Raw genomic sequence first — 21,321 nt, 5'->3', positions numbered from 1 at the left:
GAGACAGGACATCAGCAACAGTGCGCACGTGGACGAGACGGAACTCGCTGTCCGGAGTCAAGATCAAATCCGAGATCGACGCCCGTGAGGCCGCCGTGCTTCGATCTCTCGTCGGGTCGGTTCTCGGATTGCTGCGCGACCGCTCCGCAGCCGCCCCCACCGACGAACTCGCGGCGATGACCGGGCTGCGCACCGGGCACAGCAGCCCGCCCGAGGATGCCGCACTGGCACGGCTGCTGCCGGACTTCCACCGCGCCGACCCCGGCCGCGACGAGGAAGACCCGGCCGACCTCAACGGTGCGTTGCGCGGACTGCACGAGCCCGAGATCATCGACGAGAAGATGGCCGCTGGATCGATGATTCTGGCAACCCTTCCCGAGGCCGGTGGCAAGATCATGCTCACCCAGGAACAGGCCGATGCATGGTTGACTGGCCTCAACGACGTGCGGTTGGCGCTCGGCACCACTCTGGGGATCAGTGCGGACACACCCGACGTCCTCGACGAGGGTGATCCTCGTGCTCCGCATCTCGACGTGTATCACTGGCTGACCTGGATGCAGGATTCACTCGTGCAGGTCCTCATTCCCTAGGACGCGCGTGTGACCGCAGCCTTCTCGACACCCGGACCACAGGATCGTCTGACCGACGTCGCAGGTTTGCTGGTCGGTCATCATCACGAACTCGACAGCGACGCCGCGATGGGGTCCGGATCGGCCACCGGGTGCACCGTGGTGCGTGCCCTCGGCGGTGCGACGGCTGCAGTCGACGTCCGAGGCGGCGGGCCGGGAACTCGCGAGACCGATCTGCTCGATCCGAGCCACTCCGTGCAGCACGTCAACGCGATCGTGTTGACGGCGGGTAGTGCCTACGGGCTCGCTGCCGCCGACGGCGTCATGCGATGGCTCGAAGAGCACGGTCAGGGTATTCCGATGGGAAGCCCCGATCACGTCGTTCCGATCGTGCCGGCCGCGGTGATCTTCGATCTCCCGGTCGGTGACTGGGCTGTGCGCCCGACGGCGGAGTTCGGCTACCTGGCGGCGGCAGCAGCGGCGTCCGAGTTCGCCACGGGCTCGGTCGGGGCAGGCGTCGGTGCTCGTGCCGGCGTTCTCAAGGGCGGCGTGGGGACCGCGAGCACGGTGATCGAGGGCGGCCCGGCCGACGGGGTCACCGTCGCGGCGCTGATGGTCGCCAATCCCGTGGGCGCGGTGTTCGATCCCCGCACCGGATCGTTGTGGGGCACCGGCACCCTCGGACCCGCGGCGTTCGGCATGCGCACGCCCGACGTCAACGAGGTGTGGACCGCGCTGGCGCTCGAACCGAAGGGCACTGCCCTGAACACGACGATCGGTGTGGTGGCCACCGATGCGGCGCTGTCGTCGGCGTCGTGCAAGCGTATTGCGATCGCAGGTCACGACGGTCTGGCACGGGCCATCCGACCGGCACACTCGCCGCTCGACGGGGACACGATTTTCGCCGTGTCCACGGCAACCAGAGCCGTCGGTGCCGAGTCCTCGGTTCCCGCTGCCTTCTCGGCGGAGTTACCGGTGCTGGCGGCGGTCACCGAAGCGGCGGCGATCGTCGTGGAGCGGGCGATCGTGCGGGCTCTGCTCGACGCCACCTCGGTGGCCGGCATCCCCACCTACCGCCAGATCTTCCCGTCGGCGTTCGTCACGCGCACCTGAGGACAGGCCTGGAGTCGCATTCGGCCGGGTACCGTGGAGGTACCGAGGTTGGAGGCGATCATGAGTGATACCGGCAAGCTTTCCGGCGAACGTGAGCGGCCGGTCTGGATGCAGGCGGCCGTGTTCGTCGGAGCGTTCACCGCACTGCTGTGGGTCATCGAGATCGTCGATGTGGCCAGCGGTTCGAGACTGGAACGCAATGGGATCGAGCCGCGCTCGCTCGACGGATTGTGGGGCATTCTGTTCGCGCCCGTGTTGCACGACGATTGGCAGCATCTGATCGCCAACACCGTGCCGATCGCCGTTCTGGGATTTCTGGTGTTGCTCTCGGGGATGGCGCGCGGTCTCGCGGCCATCGGGATCATCTGGGTCGTGGGCGGTTTCGGGACGTGGCTCACGGCGGGGGCCGGAAACACCATCGGCGCGTCGATCCTGGTCTTCGGCTTCATCGCCTATCTGCTCGTACGCGGATTCTTCACCCGCAAGCTCGGGCAATTGGCGATCGGTGTCGTGGTGTTCGTGCTGTACGGCAGCGCTCTGTGGGGCGTGCTGCCGAGTGATCCGAACATCTCGTGGCAAGGCCACCTGTTCGGTGCCGTGGGTGGAGTGATCGCCGCCCGGATGTTGTCCGCCGACGCGCGCGCCGAGCGAGCCCGAGCCAAGGCACTCGATCGGCCCACTCCGTGACCGCGAAGTAAGCGCGCACACAGCTGCGTTCGGCGGTGAATTTCGCCGACTCGCGCGCCAATACTGCCCGAACGTTTCGAGTACGCGCTCGGCGTGGCAGCATGGCTTACATGCGAATTACCGTCCTGGGATGTTCGGGCAGTGTGTCCGGGCCCGATTCACCCGCGTCGGGCTACTTACTGGAGGAAGAGGAGACCGCTCCGGTCGTCCTCGACTTCGGTCCCGGTGTGCTCGGGGCGTTGCAGCGGTACGCCGACCCCGGAGATGTCAGTGTCCTGCTCACGCATCTGCACGCCGATCATTGCCTCGATGTTCCGGGTCTACTGGTGTGGCGTCGCTACCACCCCGCTCCGCCGGAAGGTCGAGCGATCGTCTACGGGCCCAAGGACACAGCGTTCCGGCTCGGGGTGGCGTCCGCGGAGTGCGGTGGGCAGATCGACGACATGTCCGACACCATCGACCTGCGTCGCTGGGTGGACGGCCGCACGGTGGAATTCGGAAAGCTGTCGATTCTGACTCGGCAGGTGTTCCACCCCCCGGAGTCGTACGGCATGCGAGTGACGACGGGTGCGGGAAAGATCTTCGCCTACAGCGGAGACACCGGCATGTGCCAGGCCGTGCAGGATCTGGCTCGGGACGCCGATGTCTTTCTCTGCGAGGCGTCGTGGACGGACAGCCCGGATCGGCCCGAGGGTGTACACCTGTCCGGTACGGAGGCAGGTCGCATCGCGCGTGACGCCGGAGTGCGGGAACTGTTGCTCACCCACATCCCGCCGTGGACCTCCCGTGAGGACGTCATCGCCGAGGCCAAAGCGGAGTTCAGTGGACCGGTGCATGCCGTTCTTCCGGGGGACGTATTCACCGTCTGAGGACGCGCTAGGCTTCGAGTCGTGTCCAGACGAGAAGACGGCAGGGCGGACGACGAACTCCGCAACATCAAGATCACCCGTGGATTCACCAGCCATCCAGCAGGGTCGGTGCTGGTCGAATTCGGCAACACCAGGGTGATGTGCACGGCAAGCGTCGAGGAGGGCGTGCCGCGCTGGCGGAAGGGATCCGGACTCGGATGGCTCACCGCCGAATACGCGATGCTGCCCGCGGCGACGCATACCCGTAACGGCCGCGAGTCCGTCAAGGGCAAGGTCGGCGGGCGTACCCAGGAAATCTCTCGCCTGGTCGGACGTTCACTGCGTGCCTGCATCGACTTGGCGGCCATCGGTGAGAACACCATTGCCCTCGACTGCGACGTGCTCCAGGCGGACGGCGGCACCCGAACTGCAGCCGTCACCGGAGCATTCGTCGCGCTCAACGACGCAGTGACCTACCTGCGTGCAGCGGGCCGCCTCGCCGATCCGCAACCGATCTCGTGCATGATCGCCGCGGTCAGCGTCGGTGTCGTCGACGGCCGCGTGCGTCTCGACTTGCCGTACGAAGAGGATTCGCGCGCCGAGGTCGACATGAATGTCGTGGCCACCGACACAGGAACTCTGGTGGAGATCCAAGGCACCGGAGAAGGCGCGACTTTCCCTCGCACCACTCTCGACAAGTTGCTCGACTCGGCGTTCGTCGGCATCGAGAAGTTGTTCGAGGTTCAGAAGGAAGCTCTGGCACTGCCGTACCCGGGCGATTTGCCCGAGCCTGCCGCTGCGGGATCGAAGAAGAAGTTCGGTGGCTGACACCAAGCTCCTGGTCGCGAGTCGCAATGCGAAGAAGCTGCGCGAACTGCGTCGGGTTCTCGATGCCGCCGGCCTCGCGGGTATCGACTTGATCGGTCTCGACGAGGTGCCGCCTTTTCCGGAGGCACCCGAGACCGGCGCGACCTTCGAGGACAACGCGCTCGCGAAAGCGCGTGACGGCGCTGCAGCCACCGGAATGGCCTGTGTGGCAGACGATTCCGGTATCGAGATCGATGCGCTGAACGCCATGCCCGGCGTGCTTTCGGCGCGCTGGTCCGGTACGCACGGGCAGGACGAGGCCAATACCGCGCTGGTGTTGGCGCAGCTGAGCGATACGCCCGACGAGCGTCGCGGGGCGGCCTTCGTGTCGGCGTGTGCACTGGTGATTCCCGGCGGCACCGAAACCGTGGTCCGCGGGGAATGGCGCGGAGTAGTGGGCCGAGAGTCGATTGGGGAGAACGGTTTCGGCTACGACCCCATATTCGTGCCCGAGGGCGACGGCCGCAGCGCCGCGCAGCTGACCCCGGAAGAGAAGGACGAGGCATCACATCGGGGCCGCGCACTGCGCAAGCTGATTCCGGCTCTCGACGCGTTGGCGGGGCGGTAGCGGCGTGTCGGCGCGACGAGTGCTGACGGTAGGGGTTGCCGCCGCCGCGGTGTGTCTGACGGGCACCCCCGCCTCGGCGGCACCTACGGCAGGTTCCTTCCCCGAGGCCTTCGCCTACTCGATCGCCCACCCGGGAGTGACGCCTCCGGGTTCGAACGACTTCTCGTGTGTTCCGAGTGCACAGCATCCCGAGCCGGTGGTGCTGGTGCACGGATTTCTGGAGAACTCCTACGACAACTGGGCATCGCTGTCACCGAAGCTCGCCGGTGCCGGGTACTGCGTGTTCGCGATCGACTACGGAAACACCGGGCCGGTTCGAGCATTCGGTGCGCTCGAACCCATTCCCGAGAGTGCTGCGGAATTGTCCACGTTCATCGATTCCGTACTCGCGGCGACGGGTGCCGAGAAAGTGTCCATCGTGGGCCACTCCAAAGGTGGCACAGTGCCTCGTTACTACGCGCGCTTCCTCGGTGGGGATCGCACGGTGGCACGGATTGTGGCGCTGTCTCCACCGAACTACCCGACGGCGGGCCCACCGGTGCAGGACGACGTGCTCGAGCGGCTGAACGAGGGCAGCGACACCGTCTCGGGCATCGAGTACACGACAATCGTCACCCGGTACGACCAGATCGTGGTTCCGTACACGGCCTCGTTGCTCACCGGTGCGGGAAATACGAACGTGGTGCTGCAGGACGTATGCCCCGGCAATGTCGTCGAGCACACAGGAATCTCGTACGACCCGGCGGCGCAGCGGCTGGTGGAGAACGCGCTCGATTCGGCGAACACGCAGCCGGTCAGCTGCTGACCTCAGACGCCGAAGTCGGCTTTGACCTGCTTGGTGCGCTTGTGCTCGACGTAGAACGACAGGAACGGGATGGTTCCGGCGAGCAGGGTGCCGATAGTGCGTCCGGCAGGCCACCTCACCTTGATGGCGAGATCCACCGTGAGGATGAGGTAGACGAGGTAGACCCAACCGTGCACGACGGCAATCCAGTTGGGCACGTTCTCGACCTGGAAGATGTACTTCGCGACCATCTCGGTCACGAGTACGAGCAGCCAGATTCCGGTGGCGTAGGCCAGAACGCGGTAACGAAGCAACGCAGACGCGATCTTCTGGGTCTTGTTGGTGGACGCCTTCGTCTTGTCCGGTGCCGAACTCACGTGGTGCTCCTGTCGGTCCCGCGGGATTCGTTCAGCTCCGCGAGGTAGCTGTTGTACTCGAGTAGTTGTCGGGCCTCGGGATCGTCGAGGTCCGCAGCGTCGGCCGCCGGAGCATCGCGCTGGGGGAGCAGGTCGAGGGGCACCTCGGTGGGTCCGACGGGCCTAGCCGCTGCCGCCTCGTCGGGATCCTCGTCCTCGAGACGCACGAACTTGCGATAGGCGTAGACCACGAAGGCGGCGAACAACGGCCATTGGAACGCGTATCCCAGGTTCTGGCCGTTTCCGCCGACCGCCTCGAAGCGTTCCCACTGCCACCAGCCGAGGCCGAGACAGACCGCCGCGGCGACCACGACCAGCGCAATCAACGCGGGTCGACGGGTCGGGCGGGATGAAGTCACTCCTCGACGGTACCGGAGGTACTACTACCGAAGGTAGTCACGCGGTGAGGGCGGCCGGTGATTCCCGCCATGTATCGCTCACGACCGACGACGGTTCGCGCGTGCTTCGGCTAGTCGCTCGGCACCGGGACCGGTGACGTCCGCGAGAGCGCTGCTGCGTCCGGTCAGAACCAGGGCGAGAGTACCGGCCGTTCCCTCGATGACCGGGCCCTCGCCGCGGTTCCAATCCACATCGGTTGCGCGCCAGTGCAATCGAAGTTCGGGACCCTTGAACGGTGCCGCGCCGGTCTCGGGTACAAGGAAGTCGAGCATCGTCGTCATGCGGTGGTCGGGAACGTGGTGCTCGATGCCCAGTGGCGCACAGGTATCGAGTCCGTGCACGATGACGTCGGACAACGGGGCCAGCGGACCGTGTCCCGGCGGGGTGAACTTCTTGTCGGCGTTAGCCGCGAGGAGCGCGGGCAATTCGGAACCGTGCTCGAGACGCACCCGAGTGGTCATCAGCTGATTGGCGCGGTCGAAGTCCCCGCGAGTGCGCACCATCACTAGTCCGAATTTCCAGATCGGGACGATCAGCGGCACCACCAGATGGGCGGCGACGTCGCGGACCGTCCAGGCGTCGCACAGGGACGGGGCGTCCCATTGTTCGGGCGTCAAGGAGTCGAGAGTGCGAGCGAGAGAGCGTCGTTCGTCGGAAATCTCGGCGAATATTGCGTCCTGGTCCACGTCACCGGGCATTCGAGCCACCTTCGGCTGTGATCTCGGCCCTTGCGGCCGTCGTGCGCGAGGGGGGACTTGAACCCCCACGTCCTGAGACACTGGAACCTAAATCCAGCGCGTCTGCCAATTCCGCCACTCGCGCGTGCCGATGAAGTCTACAACTCGGGTGGTTGTTGTCGACGGCTCGGTCGGCTCGGCCGTGTGCCCACAGATTTTTCGGATGCTGACCTGTACAGGTAGGCAACTGCACATTCTGTGAGCGAACGTCGCACGATGTACACCGTACGGTGCCGATACACTCTCTGGGTGGCATCGAAGAAGGACGTCCCGTTCGACCCGGCACGGACGCTCGAACTCCTATGGCGTGTGGGTGGCAAGCCGAGTCGAACAGGGCTCAGCGTGGACGCGATCGTCGACGCCGCCATCGAACTGGCCGACGCGAACGGGCTCGAATTCGTGTCGATGCGCAACGTGGCGGAACGTCTCGGCGTCGGCGCGATGTCGCTCTACACGCATGTGCCGGGTCGGGAGGAACTGACGGATCTGATGATCGACAGATCCCTTTCGGGCCTCTACTCGCACGTCGACGAGCCGTCCTCCGTACCCGGCGGATGGCGTCCTGCGATGCGATTCGTCGCCGAGCGCAATTGGGTCCTCTATCAACAGCATTCATGGCTGCTCGAGGTGGAGGGCGCCCGGCCGGTGCTGGGCCCGCACACCAACGACAAGTACGAGGCAGAGTTGCGCCCGTTGGTCGGCACGGGCCTGACCGACATCGAGATCGACTCGGTGTTGACGCTGGTATTGACCCACGTCTGTGGAACCGCGCGGGCCCTCGCCGGCGTCACTCGGGTGAAGGAGCAGTCGGGCATGACCGACGCCCAATGGTGGTCGGCTACTGCTCCGATCCTCGAACGGGTGATGGACCGGGAGCGCTTTCCGGTGTCGTCTCGAGTGGGGACGGCCGCGGCGACGTCGTACGACGCCGCCAGCGACCCGGTGCACGCCTACTTGTTCGGATTGGAACGCATCCTCGACGGCGTGCAGGCCCTGATGTCTCGTGATCGGCCTGTGTCTGGAGATCAGCCCGCTGATCGGACTTCCGACTCGGAGTGACGTTGCTTCGCCCTGGGTGACTTGTGCTGGTAACGCCACACGGCATGCTCGAGCGAGGCGAGGTCGGTGTCCAGTGCGTTTGCCGCCGCCGCCAGGATCAGGGCACAGTGGTCCTCGGCAATGTCCGCGGCGAGCTCGTGGTGGAGCGGTTCGAGTGCGTCCGCGACGAACGAGTGCAGATGTCGGTTTGCCTTCTCCGTGCGCACTCCGAGGTGCATGAGCATGCATTCCCAGGTGGTCTCGCCGAGGCCCGGGATTGCCCGAAACGCATCGAAGTGGTGCTTGTCGTGCGACGCGAAGTCGGCCGAACAGCTCAGGCCCACCGAGATCAACGTCTGCGCCGCCACTGCTGCGGCCGCCCCCTTGGTTCGACTGTTGCCGGGCACGAACTGCCGGTTGGACAGTATTTCGACGAGCGCATCGGGATCCGACGACAGCTCTGCAAGGGTTGTCAAATCGTCGAGTCGGTCGTCGCCGCGATGGGCGCGCCACCGTCCGATCACCGCCCGTACCCCGGTCGAGGGCCCGCCGTAGGGAGCGCGTGCGGAGAAGATTGCATCGAGCAGCGCGACTTCGCTCTCGCCGCGCCACCCGGGTGTCCAGTGTGGTGAACGGGATTGTGACGCAACCGAATCGATGTGCAGCAAGACTGCATCGAGTTCTTTCGACGCGCAGATGTCTGTGACCGATGAATACATGAATTCCCCCCGAATTCTGGCGACCGTTCTCATGCGGAGCGGTTCGAGTAGCGAAGGTAGAGCACCCCACCGACAAGTCGGCCGGTTGCAAGATTGTGCTCGAGATCACATCACGAAAAGATAACGAAAAATGCGAGGGTTCCCTCATGTTTTGAGGCTGAGCGCGATCCTCTCGCCAGCACGAATGTGGGTTACCGACGAGTCGGGTAAACAAAAAGTAAAGACGCTTCTCGTGGCGTACTCGCTGGTAGCACTCGGACGTCCGAGCAAACCTGAGGATTTCCTCATGATTTTGTGTCAACCTGGAGCAGCGCGAAGGAGACCTGTCGACGAAGTCAGGCTCACGCTTTGCCCTGTTGCCCACGACGCACCACGGCAGCCATCACAGCGAACGCCTCGACCCCCGAGGCGTCCACGAGAGGAATCTTCAGCCTTGACGATCAACGAGAGCTCACCAGCACACGGACGCGGCTCGCGAAGCACAGGCAACGCAGGCAAAGCCCCTAGAAGCAGTGGCGGTTCTCGGACTCTGGCAGATCGATTCGCCGCGGGCGAGCCCTATGCATTGGCATTCGGCGGTCAGGGTGCGCCGTGGCTGAGTTCGCTCGAAGAGCTCGCGCGCGATTCGGCACTCGAACCCGAACTGACCGATCTCGTCAACGAGGCAGCGGCTGTACTCGCGCCCGTGTCCGACGAGCTGCTGGTCGTGCGCTCGGTCGGGTTCGACCCCATCGGCTGGATGCTCGAGCAGGACCTCGCCGACGACGACACCGTCGGCTCCTACGGGCCGTCCGAGGCGGCGCTGACCTCGGCAGCAGTCTCGCTTCCCGGGGTATTTCTCACGCAGGTCGCAGCGCTGCGCGCGTTGAAGCTGCAGGGGCTCGACCCGGCGCAGGCCCCGCCCGTTCGCGTGGTCGGACACTCGCAGGGTCTGATTGCAGCCGAGTCGGTCGCTGCCGACGGCGCACAGGATGCGAACTTCCTCGCGATCGCTCAACTCGTGGGTGCTGCTGCAGGCCTCGTCGGTCGCCGCCGCGGCATCATCGGTGCCGGTGACCGTGCGCCGATGGTCTCGGTCGCCAACGTCGAACCCGAACGTCTGCAGGCCATCATCGCCGACCTCGAGATCGCCGGAGCGCCCGAACGATCCGCTGCACTCGCCATCCGCAACGGCCGCCGTCGCGTCGTACTCTCGGGACCGCCGGCGCAGCTGGCACGCGTCCAGGAGAAGTGTGAACAGATCGCTGCCGCGGAAGAGAAGGAGCGCGACGCCAAGAAACGCGGCGGCGCTGTGTTCGCCCCGGTGTTCGAGCAGCTTCCGGTCGAGATCGGTTTCCACCATCCCGCACTCGACGACGCTGTCGAACTCGTCAGCGCATGGGCGCAACGCTGCGGCCTCGACGTCGACCTCGCGCGCGGCCTGGCGCAGAAGATCCTGGTCGATTCCGTCGACTGGGTCGAGGCCATCGACGGCGTTGTCGACGCCGGTGCCGATTGGATCCTCGATCTCGGACCCGGTGACCTGCTCACCCGCATGACCACGCCGGCATTGCGCGGACAGGGCGTCGGCATCATCGCCGCGTCCTCACGCGGCGGCCACCGCAATCTGCTCACCCCCGGAGCTGCCCCCGAGGTGCAGCCCGCATGGTCGGCATTCGCGCCCAAGCCCGTGACGCTGCCCGACGGCCGCGTCGTCGTCGAGACGTCCTTCACCAAGATGACCGGACGTTCGCCGATCCTGCTCGCCGGCATGACGCCGACGACGGTCGACGCGAAGATCGTGGCTGCCGCAGCCAACGCCGGTCACTGGGCCGAGCTCGCCGGTGGCGGGCAGGTCACCGAGGACATCTTCACCGACCGCGTTGCCGAGCTCTCCACGTTGCTCGAGCCCGGCCGTGCCATCCAGTTCAACTCCCTGTTCCTCGATCCGTACCTGTGGAAGCTGCAGCTCGGCGGACGTCGCATCGTGCAGCGTGCGCGTGCAGCGGGCGCGGCCATCGACGGCGTCGTCGTCACCGCGGGTATCCCGGAACTCGACGAGGCAGTGGCCCTCATCGAGGAGCTGTCCGAGGCCGGCATCAGCTACGTCTCGTTCAAGCCGGGCACCGTCGCGCAGATCCGCGCGGTGATCCGCATCGCCAACGAGGTTCCGTCCTACCAGGTCAACGTCCACATCGAAGGTGGCCGCGCAGGCGGACACCACTCGTGGGAGGATCTCGACGACCTGCTGCTGACCACCTACGCCGAGCTCCGCTCGCGTCCCAACCTCGTCATCTGTGTCGGCGGCGGCATCGGAACACCCGAGCGGGCTGCGGACTATTTGACCGGAACCTGGTCCGCTGTGCACGGATACCCCAAGATGCCTCTCGATGGCATCCTCGTCGGTACCGCTGCGATGGCCACTCTCGAAGCCACGACGGCACCCGAGGTCAAGCAGCTTCTCGTCGACACCCCGGGAACTCCCGACTGGGTGGGGGCCGGAACCGCCAACGGCGGAATGGCCTCGGGCCGTAGCCAGCTCGGTGCCGACATCCACGAGATCGACAACGCGGCATCGCGTTGTGGTCGACTGCTCGACGAGGTCGCCGGCAACGCCGACGCCGTGGCCGAGCGCCGCGACGAGATCATCGCCGCACTCGACGGCACCGCCAAGCCGTTCTTCGGTGACGTCGCCGACATGACCTACCAGCAGTGGCTCGCCCGCTACCTGGACCTGGCCATCGGCACGGACTCGCGCAGCGACTTCGACTGCGGCGGTGAGTTCACCGACGCCGTCACCGAAGCACGCGAATCGGTCTGGCTCGACATCACCTGGCGCACCCGCTTCCTCGAGATGCTCCAGCGCGCCGAGGCACGTCTGCACCCGGTCGACCGCGGCCCCATCCCCACCCTGTTCTCCGACCCCGAGGTACTCGAACGTCCCCGCGCAGCACTGAAGTCGCTGCTCGCGCAGTTCCCCGACGCCGCCGACGTGGTCCTGCACCCCGCCGACATCACCTTCTTCACCTCGCTGTGCCGCATGCCCGGCAAGCCGGTCAACTTCGTTCCCGTCGTCGATGGTGACGTGCGACGTTGGTGGCGCAGTGATTCGCTCTGGCAGGCACACGACGCTCGCTACTCCGCCGATCAGGTCTGCATCATTCCCGGAACCGTTGCCGTCGCCGGTATCACCCGGGTGGACGAGCCGGTCGGTGAGCTGCTCAACCGGTTCGAGAAGGCCACCGCGGACCAGCTTCTCGCCGAGGGTGTGGAGCCCGAGGCCATCGCGAGTCGTCGTCATGCCGAGATCGCACCCGGACTGCTGGGCATCGTGCTGGCAGCTCCCGACGTCACCTGGGCGTCGCGGATGACGCAGAACCCCGTTGCACGCCTCGGTGATACGGCAGATTGGACCGTCGATTCCGATACGGTCGCCTCGCACCCGCAGACCGGATCGTCGCTGACCGTGCTCGATGGCGAGCACGTGGAACTGCTGGTTCCGCTCGCTCCCGGCAAGGAAGTACGCATCCGTCTGACGGTGCCCGCCTCCACCGTCGACGGCGGCGCTCCCGTCGTCACCGCGCAGGATGCCCAGCAGGCTATGTCGGCATTGCTCGGTGTCGCTGCCGGACAAGAGCTTCCGGCAGTCAAGGGTGGCGTCGCGCGGCTGAACATCGCGTGGATCCCCGATCTGATCACCGACCACGCAGGCGTTACCGGCTCCGGACTGCCGGACACCCTGTCCGTCAGCGGCAAGGCCGTTCCCGACGTGCTCGTCGGTGCATGCTGGCCCGCGGTCTTCGCCGTCCTCGGTGCGACCAAGAACGCACAGGGTATCGACGTGATCGAGGGAATGCTCGATCTCGTCCACCTCGACCACAGCGTCAACCTGGTCGGTCAATTACCGACCGACACATCCATTCTCGTCGTCAAGGCGGCTGCCGGAGAGGTGCTCGACACCGATCTCGGACGCGTCGTCGAGGTCACCGTGGAGATCGGAGCCATGCTCGGTGAGGGTCTCGACGCCCCGGCCGTCGCAACGTTGGTGGAGCGCTTCGCGATTCGCGGCCGCACCGGCAAGGGCGAGCTCGTCGACCCGGCTCGCGCGGGCGGTTCGGTCGGTGCCGACGCCAAGGACACCCCGCGCCGTCGCCGTCGCCAGGCCACCATCGTGGCCCCGCGCAACATGGCTGCGTTCGCTCAGGTCTCGGGCGATCACAACCCGATTCACACCTCGGATGCCGCCGCGCTACTGGCCGGCCTCGGCAGCCCGATCGTGCACGGAATGTGGCTCTCGGCTGCAGCGCAGCAAACCGTCACCGCAGTCGATCACGAGGACACCAAGACGCCTCCGCGTCGTCTCACCGCGTGGACAGCACGCTTCCTCGGCATGGTCCGCCCCGGAGCCGAGATCGACGTTCGCGTCGATCGCACCGGATTCGACCAGGGTGCCGAGCTCATCGAGGTGTCCTGCCGTGTCGCGGGCGAACTCGTCATGGTTGCCACTGCTCGCACCGCTGCACCCAAGACCGTCTACGCGTTCCCCGGCCAGGGCATCCAGCGCCCGGGCATGGGGCTCGACGCGCGGGCTCGGTCCAAGGCCGCTCGTGAGGTGTGGGAGCGTGCCGACAAGCACACCCGCAGCGCACTCGGATTCTCGATTCTCGCTGTGGTGCGCGACAACCCTACGACCCTCAAGGCCCGCGGCGTCACGCACAAGCATCCCGACGGTGTGCTGCACCTGACGCAGTTCACCCAGGTTGCGATGGCCGTCCTCGGTGTCGCCCAGGTTGCCGAACTGCGTGAATCCGGTGCTTTCGTGGAGAACTCGATCCTCGCGGGTCACTCTGTGGGCGAGTACAACGCGTTGGCAGCCGTTGCCGGTGTGCTTCCGCTCGAAGCCGTCCTCGAGGTCGTCTTCCAGCGTGGCTCGGCCATGCACGCACTCGTTCCCCGTGACGAGAACGGCCGCAGCGACTACCGCATGGCAGCGATTCGTCCGTCTCAGATCGGCCTGGCCGACGAGGACGTGCAGGGCTTCGTCGCCGGTGTCGCAGAAGAGTCCGGCGAGTTCCTCGAGATCGTCAACCTCAACCTGCGTGGCTCGCAGTACGCCATCGCGGGCACTGTTGCCGGCCTCGGTGAGCTCGAGAAGAAGATCGCGGTTCGCCGGGCAGAGTTCGGCGGCAAGGCCGCCTACATCATGGTTCCGGGCATCGATGTGCCCTTCCACTCGACGGTGCTGCGCGGCGGAGTCGACGACTTCCGCAGCCGCCTCGAGACCCTGCTGCCCGAGCAGCTCGATCCGGCGATCCTGGTCGGCCGCTACATCCCGAACCTGGTGCCCAAGCCGTTCTCGCTGAAGCGGGACTTCGTGCAGGAGATCGCCGATCTCGTTCCGTCCGAGCCGCTGAACAGCGTTCTCGCGGAATTCGATTCGTGGGCCGCACGTCCGAGCGACCTGTGCCGCGTGATCCTGACCGAGCTGTTGGCATGGCAGTTCGCCAGCCCGGTGCGTTGGATCGAGACTCAGGACTTGCTGTTCGCGGACGAGTCCGACGGCGGCATGGGCGTCGAGCGTTTCGTCGAGATCGGCCTCGGTGCAACACCGACCGTCGCCAACCTCGCGTCGCAGACCCTCAAGCTGCCCGGCCGCTTCGGTCACCCGGTTGAGGTGCTCAACCTCGAGCGCGAAGCCGCGATCGTCTACGGCACCGACACCGACCCGGCTCCGGCCGACGAGGACGAGGCAACTCCGGCTCCCGAGACCGCTGCGGCCCCGGCAGCAGCAGCCCCGGCAGCTGCACCCGCTCCGGCGGCTGCACCGTCGGGCGGACCTCGCCCCGACGACATCGCATTCGTCGCCGCGGATGCCACCAAGATTTTGATCGGCCTGTGGACCAAACTGCAGCTCGATCAGATCGGGCCCGCCGACACGATCGAGGCACTGTGCGACGGTGTGTCCTCACGTCGTAACCAGCTGCTCGTCGACCTCGGCTCCGAGCTCTCGCTCGGTGCCATCGACGGTGCGGCGGACGCAGACATGGGCGCGCTCTCGGGCACGGTCAACAAGCTGGCTCGTACCTACAAGCCCTTCGGCCCCGTACTCAGCGATTCGATCAACGATCACCTTCGCAAGGTCTTCGGCCCATCGGGTCGACGCCCGGCATCGATTGCCGATCGCGTCAAGAAGACTTGGGAACTGGGCGACGGCTGGGCGCACCACGTCACCGCCGAGGTCGCGCTCGGTACCCGTGACGGTGCTTCGGTACGCGGCGGTGCACTCGGTGGCCTGGCCGACGGCGCTCTCGCCGACGGCAACGCAGTCGACAACGTCATCGATGCGGCAGTAGCAGCGGTGGCCGCACGTCGCGGTGTTGCAGTTTCCATGCCGCAGGCAGGCGGCGGGGCCGGCGGAACCGTCGACGCTGCTGCCCTGGGTGAGTTCACCGAGCACATCACCGGCCGCGACGGCGTTCTCGCCTCCGCTGCCCGGTTGGTGCTCGAGCAGCTCGGACTGGCGGACGCGCCCAACGCGCTGCTGGCCGAGAACCCGGATGCTGCTCTGGTCGAGCTGGTCTCGGCCGAACTCGGATCGGACTGGCCTCGCCTGGTCGCTCCCGCATTCGACGCCAGGCGCGCCGTGCTGATCGACGATCGATGGGCAACTGCCCGTGAGGACCTGGCCCGGTTGTGGCTCGGTACCGCAGGCGATGTCGCCGTCGAGTCCTTCGCCGGCGCAGGCAATGCTGTTGCGTCGCAGGCACAGTGGTGGAAGTCCAAGGCGGATGGCGAGAACAAGACCGTGCTCGCCGAGACCTTCGGACGTATCGCGGACATCGCGGTCGCATCCGAGGACAAGGGCCGGTGGGCCGACGAGGTCGCAGTCGTCACCGGCGGCAGCAAGGGTTCCATCGCAGCAGCGGTGACCGCCAAGCTGCTGGCCGGGGGAGCGTCGGTCTTCGTCACCACCTCCAGGCTCGACGACGAGCGGCTCGGCTTCTACCGCTCGCTCTACCGCGACAACGCCCGTAGCGGAGCCTCGCTGTGGGTGGTTCCGGCCAACATCGCGTCGTACACCGACGTCGATGCGCTCATCGAGTGGATCGGCAGCGATTTCATCGACAATGCCGGTGGCGCAAAGACTCTGGTCAAGGCCGCCACGACGCCGACGATGCTGTTCCCGTTCGCCGCACCTCGGGTCATGGGTGAGATGTCCGACGCCGGAGCTCGCGCCGAGATGGAAATGCGCGTGCTGCTCTGGTCGGTCGAGCGTCTGATCACCGGACTGTCCAAGGTCGGCTTCGACACCGACATCGACACCCACCTGCACGTGGTGCTGCCGGGATCGCCCAACCGCGGAATGTTCGGTGGCGACGGCGCTTACGGCGAGTCGAAGGCTGCACTCGATGCGGTTGTCGCCAAGTGGGGCTCGGAGAAGAACTGGGCCGAGCGGGTGTCCATCGCCCACGCTCACATCGGGTGGGTGCGCGGCACCGGCCTGATGGGCGGCAACGATCCCATCGTCGAGGCCGTCGAGGCCGAGGGTGTGCGCACCTGGTCGACCGACGAGATGGCGACCGAGCTGCTCGAACTGTGCACGTCTGCCGCTCGTCGTCAGGCCGCTCAGGAGCCGATCGTCGCCGATCTCACGGGCGGCTTGGCCAACACCAAGCTCAACCTCGTCGAGCTCGCTCGGGATGCGGCTGCGGCCGCGGCCGAGAAGACCGAAGAGGCAGTGGACAACTCGGTGATCGCGGCACTGCCCGCACCGCCGCGTCTGTCGACGTCGACCACCGCTCCGGCCTGGCCGACACTCGATGTCGATCCGAAGGACCTGATCGTCATCGTCGGTGCGGGTGAGCTCGGACCATACGGTTCGGCGCGTACTCGCTTCGAGATGGAGGTCGACGAGCAGCTCTCTGCCGCAGGCGTTCTCGAACTCGCATGGAATACCGGCCTGATCGCCTGGGAGAACGATCCCAAGCCCGGCTGGTACGACATCGAGTCCGGTGACCTGGTGCCCGAGGAGGACATCGCCGACAAGTACCACGACATCGTCGTCGAGAAGTGCGGTATCCGCACCTACGCCGACGACGGCGCGATGGTCGGCAACACTGCTCCGTTGATGACCTCGATCTTCCTCGACAACGACCTCACGTTCGTGGTCGGAACCGAGATCGACGCCCGGTCGTTCGCGGCAGCCGATCCCGAGCACACGCTGATCACGCCGGTCCCGGATTCGAGCGACTGGCAGGTCACCCGCAAGGCGGGCACCGAGATTCGTGTTCCGCGCAAGATGAAGCTCACCCGCACCGTGGGTGGACAGATTCCGACCGGATTCGATCCCACCAAGTGGGGCATCTCGCCCGACATGGCCAGCTCGGTCGACCGAGTTGCGCTGTGGAACATCGTCACCACGGTCGATGCGTTCATTTCCTCGGGCTTCAACCCGTCGGAACTGATGCGCTGGGTGCACCCGACGCTGGTCGCCAACACGCAGGGCACCGGCATGGGCGGCATGGAGTCCATGCGCTCGCTGTACATCGACACCTTGCTCGGTGATGCTCGTGCCAATGACATCCTGCAGGAAGCTCTGCCCAACGTCGTTGCAGCGCATGTGGTTCAGTCGTACATCGGTAGCTACGGCGCGATGGTTCACCCCGTCGCCGCCTGCGCCACCGCGGCCGTCTCCGTAGAGGAAGGCGTCGACAAGATCAAGCTGGGCAAGGCTCAGCTCGTCGTCGCCGGCGGATTCGACGACCTGAGCACCGAAGGCATCATCGGCTTCGGCGACATGTCGGCCACTGCGGATTCTGCGACGATGTCCGCCAAGGGAATCAGCGATCGACGGTTCTCTCGGGCCAACGATCGTCGGCGCGGTGGATTCGTCGAATCGCACGGCGGTGGAACGATTCTGCTGGCACGTGGTGATCTGGCACTGGAGATGGGTCTGCCGGTTCTCGGAGTGGTGGCGTACGCACAGTCGTACGGCGACGGCGTGCACACCTCCATTCCGGCTCCCGGACTCGGCGCACTCAGTGCCGGTCGCGGCGGCAGGGATTCGGCACTTGCGCTCTCGCTCAACGCACTCGGCGTCAGCGCAGACGACGTGGCCGTGATCTCCAAGCACGACACGTCCACCGCAGCCAACGACCCCAACGAGGCGGAACTGCATACCCGCCTCGCCAAGGCCATCGGTCGCTCGGACGGCGCTCCGCTGTTCGTCGTCTCGCAGAAGAGCCTCACCGGACACTCGAAGGGTGGAGCGGCTGCCTGGCAGTTGATCGGCCTGTGCCAGGTGCTGGCCAACGGCGTCATCCCGCCGAACCGCAGCCTCGACTGCGTCGACGACAAGATGACCGGTTTCGAGCATCTGGTGTGGGCTCGCGAACCACTGCGCTTCGGTGACTCGGTTCCGCTCAAGGCAGGTCTGTTGACCTCGCTCGGGTTCGGTCACGTGTCCGGGCTCATTGCTCTGGTGCACCCGCAGGCGTTCCTGGAAGCGGTTCCCGCGGAACGACGCGCCGAGTACGTCGCCAAGGCGAACGAGCGACGCATCGCCGGTCAGCGCAGGCTGATCTCGGCCATGGTCGGCGGCGACTCGCTCTACGAACGACCCGACGATCGACGGCTGGGACATGACGGGACGCCGGCAAAGGCGTCGCGCGAACTGGAGGCACACGTGTTGCTCAACGAGTCCGCTCGCCTCGGCGCGGACGATGTCTACTCTTCCGGTCTGCCGGGTGCCATCTGATGGCGATCCTGGGAGTGGGTTTCGACCTGGTGACGGTGTCCGACTTCGCCGAGCAGATGGAGAAGGTCGGGACGACGATGATTCGCGACAGCTTCACTGCCGGTGAGCGACGCCATGCCGCGACGAAGAGTTCCGATCCGACCCGCCATTACGCAGCACGGTGGGCCGCCAAGGAAGCCGTGCTGAAAGCCTGGGCTACATCACGATTCGCACGGCCGCCGCAGATCGGGGACAACCCGTATCCGCTGATCGAGGTCGTCAACGATGCGTGGGGCCGTCCGTCGATCAAGCTGCACGGTATGGCGCAGGAGTTCCTGCCGACGGTGAAGATTCACCTGTCGCTGACCCACGACGGCGATATTGCCGCCGCGGTGGCGATTCTGGAGGAGTGAGTCCGTCCTGAAACGAGTGAGGCCCGTCCGATCCATTTAGATCGGGCGGGCCTCTTTCGATGGTCTCGGGAAGACTCAGGCGTCGTCGGTGTTCACCGACCCGCCCGAACGCCTGCTCTCCTTCTCCGCGACGAGCAGATACGCCATCATGATGCGCTTGAGCTCGGCCACGGCGTCCTCGTGGCTCTGGCCGTCCTGCACGGAGAAGTTCAGCATCGAGTAGACGATGTGCACCAATACCTGAGCCATCAGGTTGCGGCGATGCCGCGGTGTGCGCGGCGTCAACGGGCCGAGCATGCGGGAGACCTGATCGGCGAACTCGCGTTCGTGGATCACTCCGGTCGCGCGGGTGGACGGCGTCGACTGCATCGCGAGCCACACCTCACGGCGTGACGGGTCGGTCATCCACATGCCCGCCATGTGGTCGACGAAGTTGTTGAGGAACCGCACCCAGTCCAGGGACGGGACTTCGCCGTCGAATTCGGCGAGCTCCTGTTGGACTCCGACGAGGTCCTGGCGATTGAGCTCGCAGACGATGACGTACTTGTTGGCGAAGAACTGATACAGCGTGCCGATCGGCAGCTCCGCCCGCGACGCCACTTCCTCGCAGGTGAACGACTCGAAGCCCACGTCGCTGAGCAACTCGCGTGACGCTTGCAGCAGCGCATCGAACTTGCGTTGACTGCGTTCCTGGGTGGGTCGACGTCGCGGCATCAGTTCCTGCGTCTGTGCCGTCGACTCGAGCGCAGCGTCGAGACGGCGCGAGGACTGAGCACGAGCAGAGGACTCCACCCGCTCAGGCTATCCGGCGAACGAGTCCGGTAGCCACACCTGGTCTGCCACCTGCGGGTCGAGCGCCGACGGTGTTGATCATGCGTGGTTTAGGCAACAACGAACGGTTCTGATTGCTGTGACAAACTCCAAGACCGATTTCAACCAATTTAAGTGTCAACAGGTATGGTTCAGGGAAGAGAATCAAATTCTGTGCAGGGTGATCGTGATTCGGAACAAGCGAATGACGTTCATGGTCGGGTGCCTCCACCCTGAGCACAGGGAGACTGCCATGGCAACCATTGGTATAGCGATCGAATCTGGCTCGATGCAGACGATCCTCGTCGAGCCGACGTCGGGCGAGGTCCTCGCCGATCGGACGACGCCACTCGACCCCGACGCAGCCACCGTACTGACCGAAGCGATCGAGATCATGCGCGCCGAGGCCGCAACTCTCGACACCGACGTCGACGCAGTGGGCGTGGTGTATCGATCCGAGACCGAACGCACCGACTTCATCGATGCCCTCGGCGAGGAGTCCGTCACGCTGTGTTCGGCGTCCGAGTCGTTCCTGACGTGGCTGGCTCAATCGAAAGATCTCGCCGACGCGAAAACGGTGCTCCTCTACTACATGGGCGAGACAGGGGTCTCCATCTCCCTCGCGGACGCGGCAGAAGCATCGTTCACCCCGACGAAGACTGCCGAGCTGGATTCGATGTCGCCCGAGCGCATCGGCAGCACCATTCCCTTGGCCTGGGACGTTGTGGATCACTCCGGCAAGAAGCCCGAGTTCGTGGCCCTGTTCGGAGACTCGTCGAGTAACCGTGACCTCATCGACATCCTGGCTCTCGGACTCGGCGTGCCCGTCGTGCGCGTGGGCGATGCCGATCAGATCGCCGCACGCGGAGCTGCGCTACTGGCGCTGGAGGACGGGGTTCCATCGGTGGACGAGGTGGCCGCCGCTCCGGCCGTCCTGCCGGTCGAGCCGTCGTCCGTCGAGCTGACACCGGAGCCGGCTGTCGATACTGTCCTTCCGACACAGCGGCTCCTGACCGCCGGTCCGGCAGTTTCGGTGCCGCTAGTTGTCGAAACGACGTCTGCACGGTCCGGAGGGTCGGGTCGCACGCTCGTGCTTGCCGCCGTACTGCTGGCAGGTGTGCTCTCGGCCGGTGTGGCAGTTGCCGCGACGCTGCCGGGCGACTCGGAATCCACCGCGCAGCAGACCGTCGATCAGCGTGATACCGGTGCTGATCTGGCTGGCGCAACGCGCGATGTGGTGCCGACGACCACGAACGACCCGGCTGCGCTGATCGCCCAGGCACCGGCGATTGCACCACCACCCGAGCCCGTTCCTGCCAGTGCGGATCCGGCAACGGCTGTCGCGCCCGAATCGACACCGGATGCGTGGGTCCCGCAGGATTGGACGAGTCCGGCAACGGTCGCTCCTGCGCCCGCCCCGACGACGGTCGACCCACCGCAGTTCACCGTGCCGGCCGTTGTGCCCGAGCCGGGGAAGTCGCCGCAACAGCTCGAACAGGAAGCATGGGATCGGCACTGGCAGCAGACCGATGAGTGGATCCACCAGCAGTTGTCCGGGGGCTGACAGGAAGCGCCACGTGTGAACGAGTGATGACAGACTGGCGATCGCCTGTCTGTCATTTCTCGTGTGGAGGACTC

At 65.9% G+C, this 21,321-nt stretch carries 16 protein-coding genes and 1 tRNA gene; 11 read left to right on the top strand and 6 right to left on the bottom strand.

Annotation, left to right across the window (positions count from 1 at the left end):
* Positions 1-20 precede the first annotated feature (20 nt).
* From ACIGGF_RS02345 to ACIGGF_RS02315, 7 genes are all read left to right on the top strand, one after another.
* A complete protein-coding gene (locus tag ACIGGF_RS02345) occupies positions 21-590 on the top strand; it encodes a DUF2017 domain-containing protein (protein ID WP_397519805.1) in 570 nt (189 codons plus the stop codon).
* A gap of 9 nt (positions 591-599) precedes the next feature.
* A complete protein-coding gene (locus tag ACIGGF_RS02340) occupies positions 600-1,682 on the top strand; it encodes a P1 family peptidase (RefSeq protein WP_397519804.1) in 1,083 nt (360 codons plus the stop codon).
* Positions 1,683-1,790: 108 nt separating this feature from the next.
* Positions 1,791-2,369: a rhomboid family intramembrane serine protease gene (locus ACIGGF_RS02335; protein ID WP_397519857.1), complete on the top strand. Its 579-nt coding sequence runs from the start codon at positions 1,791-1,793 to the stop codon at positions 2,367-2,369.
* 110 nt (positions 2,370-2,479) lie between these two features.
* The gene (locus tag ACIGGF_RS02330; protein ID WP_397519803.1) at positions 2,480-3,238 is read left to right on the top strand and encodes a cyclic nucleotide-degrading phosphodiesterase; all 759 of its coding nucleotides are present in this window, start codon (positions 2,480-2,482) and stop codon (positions 3,236-3,238) included.
* A gap of 21 nt (positions 3,239-3,259) precedes the next feature.
* The gene (rph, locus tag ACIGGF_RS02325; RefSeq protein ID WP_397519802.1) at positions 3,260-4,045 is read left to right on the top strand and encodes a ribonuclease PH; all 786 of its coding nucleotides are present in this window, start codon (positions 3,260-3,262) and stop codon (positions 4,043-4,045) included.
* Positions 4,038-4,652: an RdgB/HAM1 family non-canonical purine NTP pyrophosphatase gene (gene rdgB, locus ACIGGF_RS02320; RefSeq protein WP_397519801.1), complete on the top strand. Its 615-nt coding sequence runs from the start codon at positions 4,038-4,040 to the stop codon at positions 4,650-4,652. Before rph ends, rdgB begins: the two co-directional genes overlap by 8 nt.
* A 4-nt stretch (positions 4,653-4,656) precedes the next feature.
* Positions 4,657-5,457: an esterase/lipase family protein gene (locus ACIGGF_RS02315; RefSeq protein WP_397519800.1), complete on the top strand. Its 801-nt coding sequence runs from the start codon at positions 4,657-4,659 to the stop codon at positions 5,455-5,457.
* 2 nt (positions 5,458-5,459) lie between these two features.
* On the opposite strand, the gene ACIGGF_RS02310 is transcribed toward ACIGGF_RS02315, so the two are convergent.
* The 4 genes from ACIGGF_RS02310 to ACIGGF_RS02295 form a co-directional block, all read right to left on the bottom strand.
* Positions 5,460-5,813 (bottom strand): DUF3817 domain-containing protein, encoded by a 354-nt coding sequence (locus ACIGGF_RS02310; RefSeq protein WP_397519799.1) that lies wholly within the window; start codon positions 5,811-5,813, stop codon positions 5,460-5,462.
* Complete coding sequence (locus tag ACIGGF_RS02305; RefSeq protein WP_397519798.1) at positions 5,810-6,211, bottom strand: transcriptional regulator; 402 nt, start codon at positions 6,209-6,211, stop codon at positions 5,810-5,812. Before ACIGGF_RS02305 ends, ACIGGF_RS02310 begins: the two co-directional genes overlap by 4 nt.
* A 78-nt stretch (positions 6,212-6,289) precedes the next feature.
* Positions 6,290-6,949: a maleylpyruvate isomerase family mycothiol-dependent enzyme gene (locus ACIGGF_RS02300; protein ID WP_397519797.1), complete on the bottom strand. Its 660-nt coding sequence runs from the start codon at positions 6,947-6,949 to the stop codon at positions 6,290-6,292.
* A gap of 42 nt (positions 6,950-6,991) precedes the next feature.
* Positions 6,992-7,073 (bottom strand) — tRNA-Leu (locus ACIGGF_RS02295).
* Positions 7,074-7,237: 164 nt separating this feature from the next.
* Between ACIGGF_RS02295 and ACIGGF_RS02290 the strand changes: the two genes are divergently transcribed.
* Positions 7,238-8,047, top strand: a complete 810-nt coding sequence (locus ACIGGF_RS02290) for a TetR/AcrR family transcriptional regulator (RefSeq protein WP_397519796.1) — start codon at positions 7,238-7,240, stop codon at positions 8,045-8,047.
* On the opposite strand, the gene ACIGGF_RS02285 is transcribed toward ACIGGF_RS02290, so the two are convergent.
* Complete coding sequence (locus tag ACIGGF_RS02285; protein WP_397519795.1) at positions 8,014-8,745, bottom strand: hypothetical protein; 732 nt, start codon at positions 8,743-8,745, stop codon at positions 8,014-8,016. The genes ACIGGF_RS02290 and ACIGGF_RS02285 overlap by 34 nt on opposite strands.
* A 433-nt stretch (positions 8,746-9,178) precedes the next feature.
* On the opposite strand from ACIGGF_RS02285, the gene ACIGGF_RS02280 reads away from it, so the two are divergent.
* Both ACIGGF_RS02280 and ACIGGF_RS02275 read left to right on the top strand, forming a co-directional pair.
* The gene (locus ACIGGF_RS02280; protein WP_397519794.1) at positions 9,179-18,481 is read left to right on the top strand and encodes a fatty acid synthase subunit beta domain-containing protein; all 9,303 of its coding nucleotides are present in this window, start codon (positions 9,179-9,181) and stop codon (positions 18,479-18,481) included.
* Positions 18,481-18,873, top strand: coding sequence for a holo-ACP synthase (locus tag ACIGGF_RS02275; protein ID WP_008715184.1), 393 nt, complete (start codon positions 18,481-18,483; stop codon positions 18,871-18,873). Before ACIGGF_RS02280 ends, ACIGGF_RS02275 begins: the two co-directional genes overlap by 1 nt.
* Before the next feature lie 75 nt (positions 18,874-18,948).
* Here ACIGGF_RS02275 and ACIGGF_RS02270 read toward each other — a convergent pair whose 3' ends face one another.
* Positions 18,949-19,587: a TetR/AcrR family transcriptional regulator gene (locus ACIGGF_RS02270; protein WP_080729227.1), complete on the bottom strand. Its 639-nt coding sequence runs from the start codon at positions 19,585-19,587 to the stop codon at positions 18,949-18,951.
* Positions 19,588-19,936: 349 nt separating this feature from the next.
* Between ACIGGF_RS02270 and ACIGGF_RS02265 the strand changes: the two genes are divergently transcribed.
* Positions 19,937-21,247 carry a hypothetical protein gene (locus ACIGGF_RS02265; protein WP_397519793.1) on the top strand — a complete coding sequence of 437 codons (1,311 nt, stop codon included), beginning with the start codon at positions 19,937-19,939 and terminating at the stop codon, positions 21,245-21,247.
* Positions 21,248-21,321: the final 74 nt, after the last annotated feature.

This window comes from Rhodococcus sp. NPDC078407 (genome assembly GCF_044542515.1).
Lineage (GTDB): Bacteria > Actinomycetota > Actinomycetes > Mycobacteriales > Mycobacteriaceae > Rhodococcoides.
This window is presented reverse-complemented; position numbering and strand designations above follow the sequence as displayed.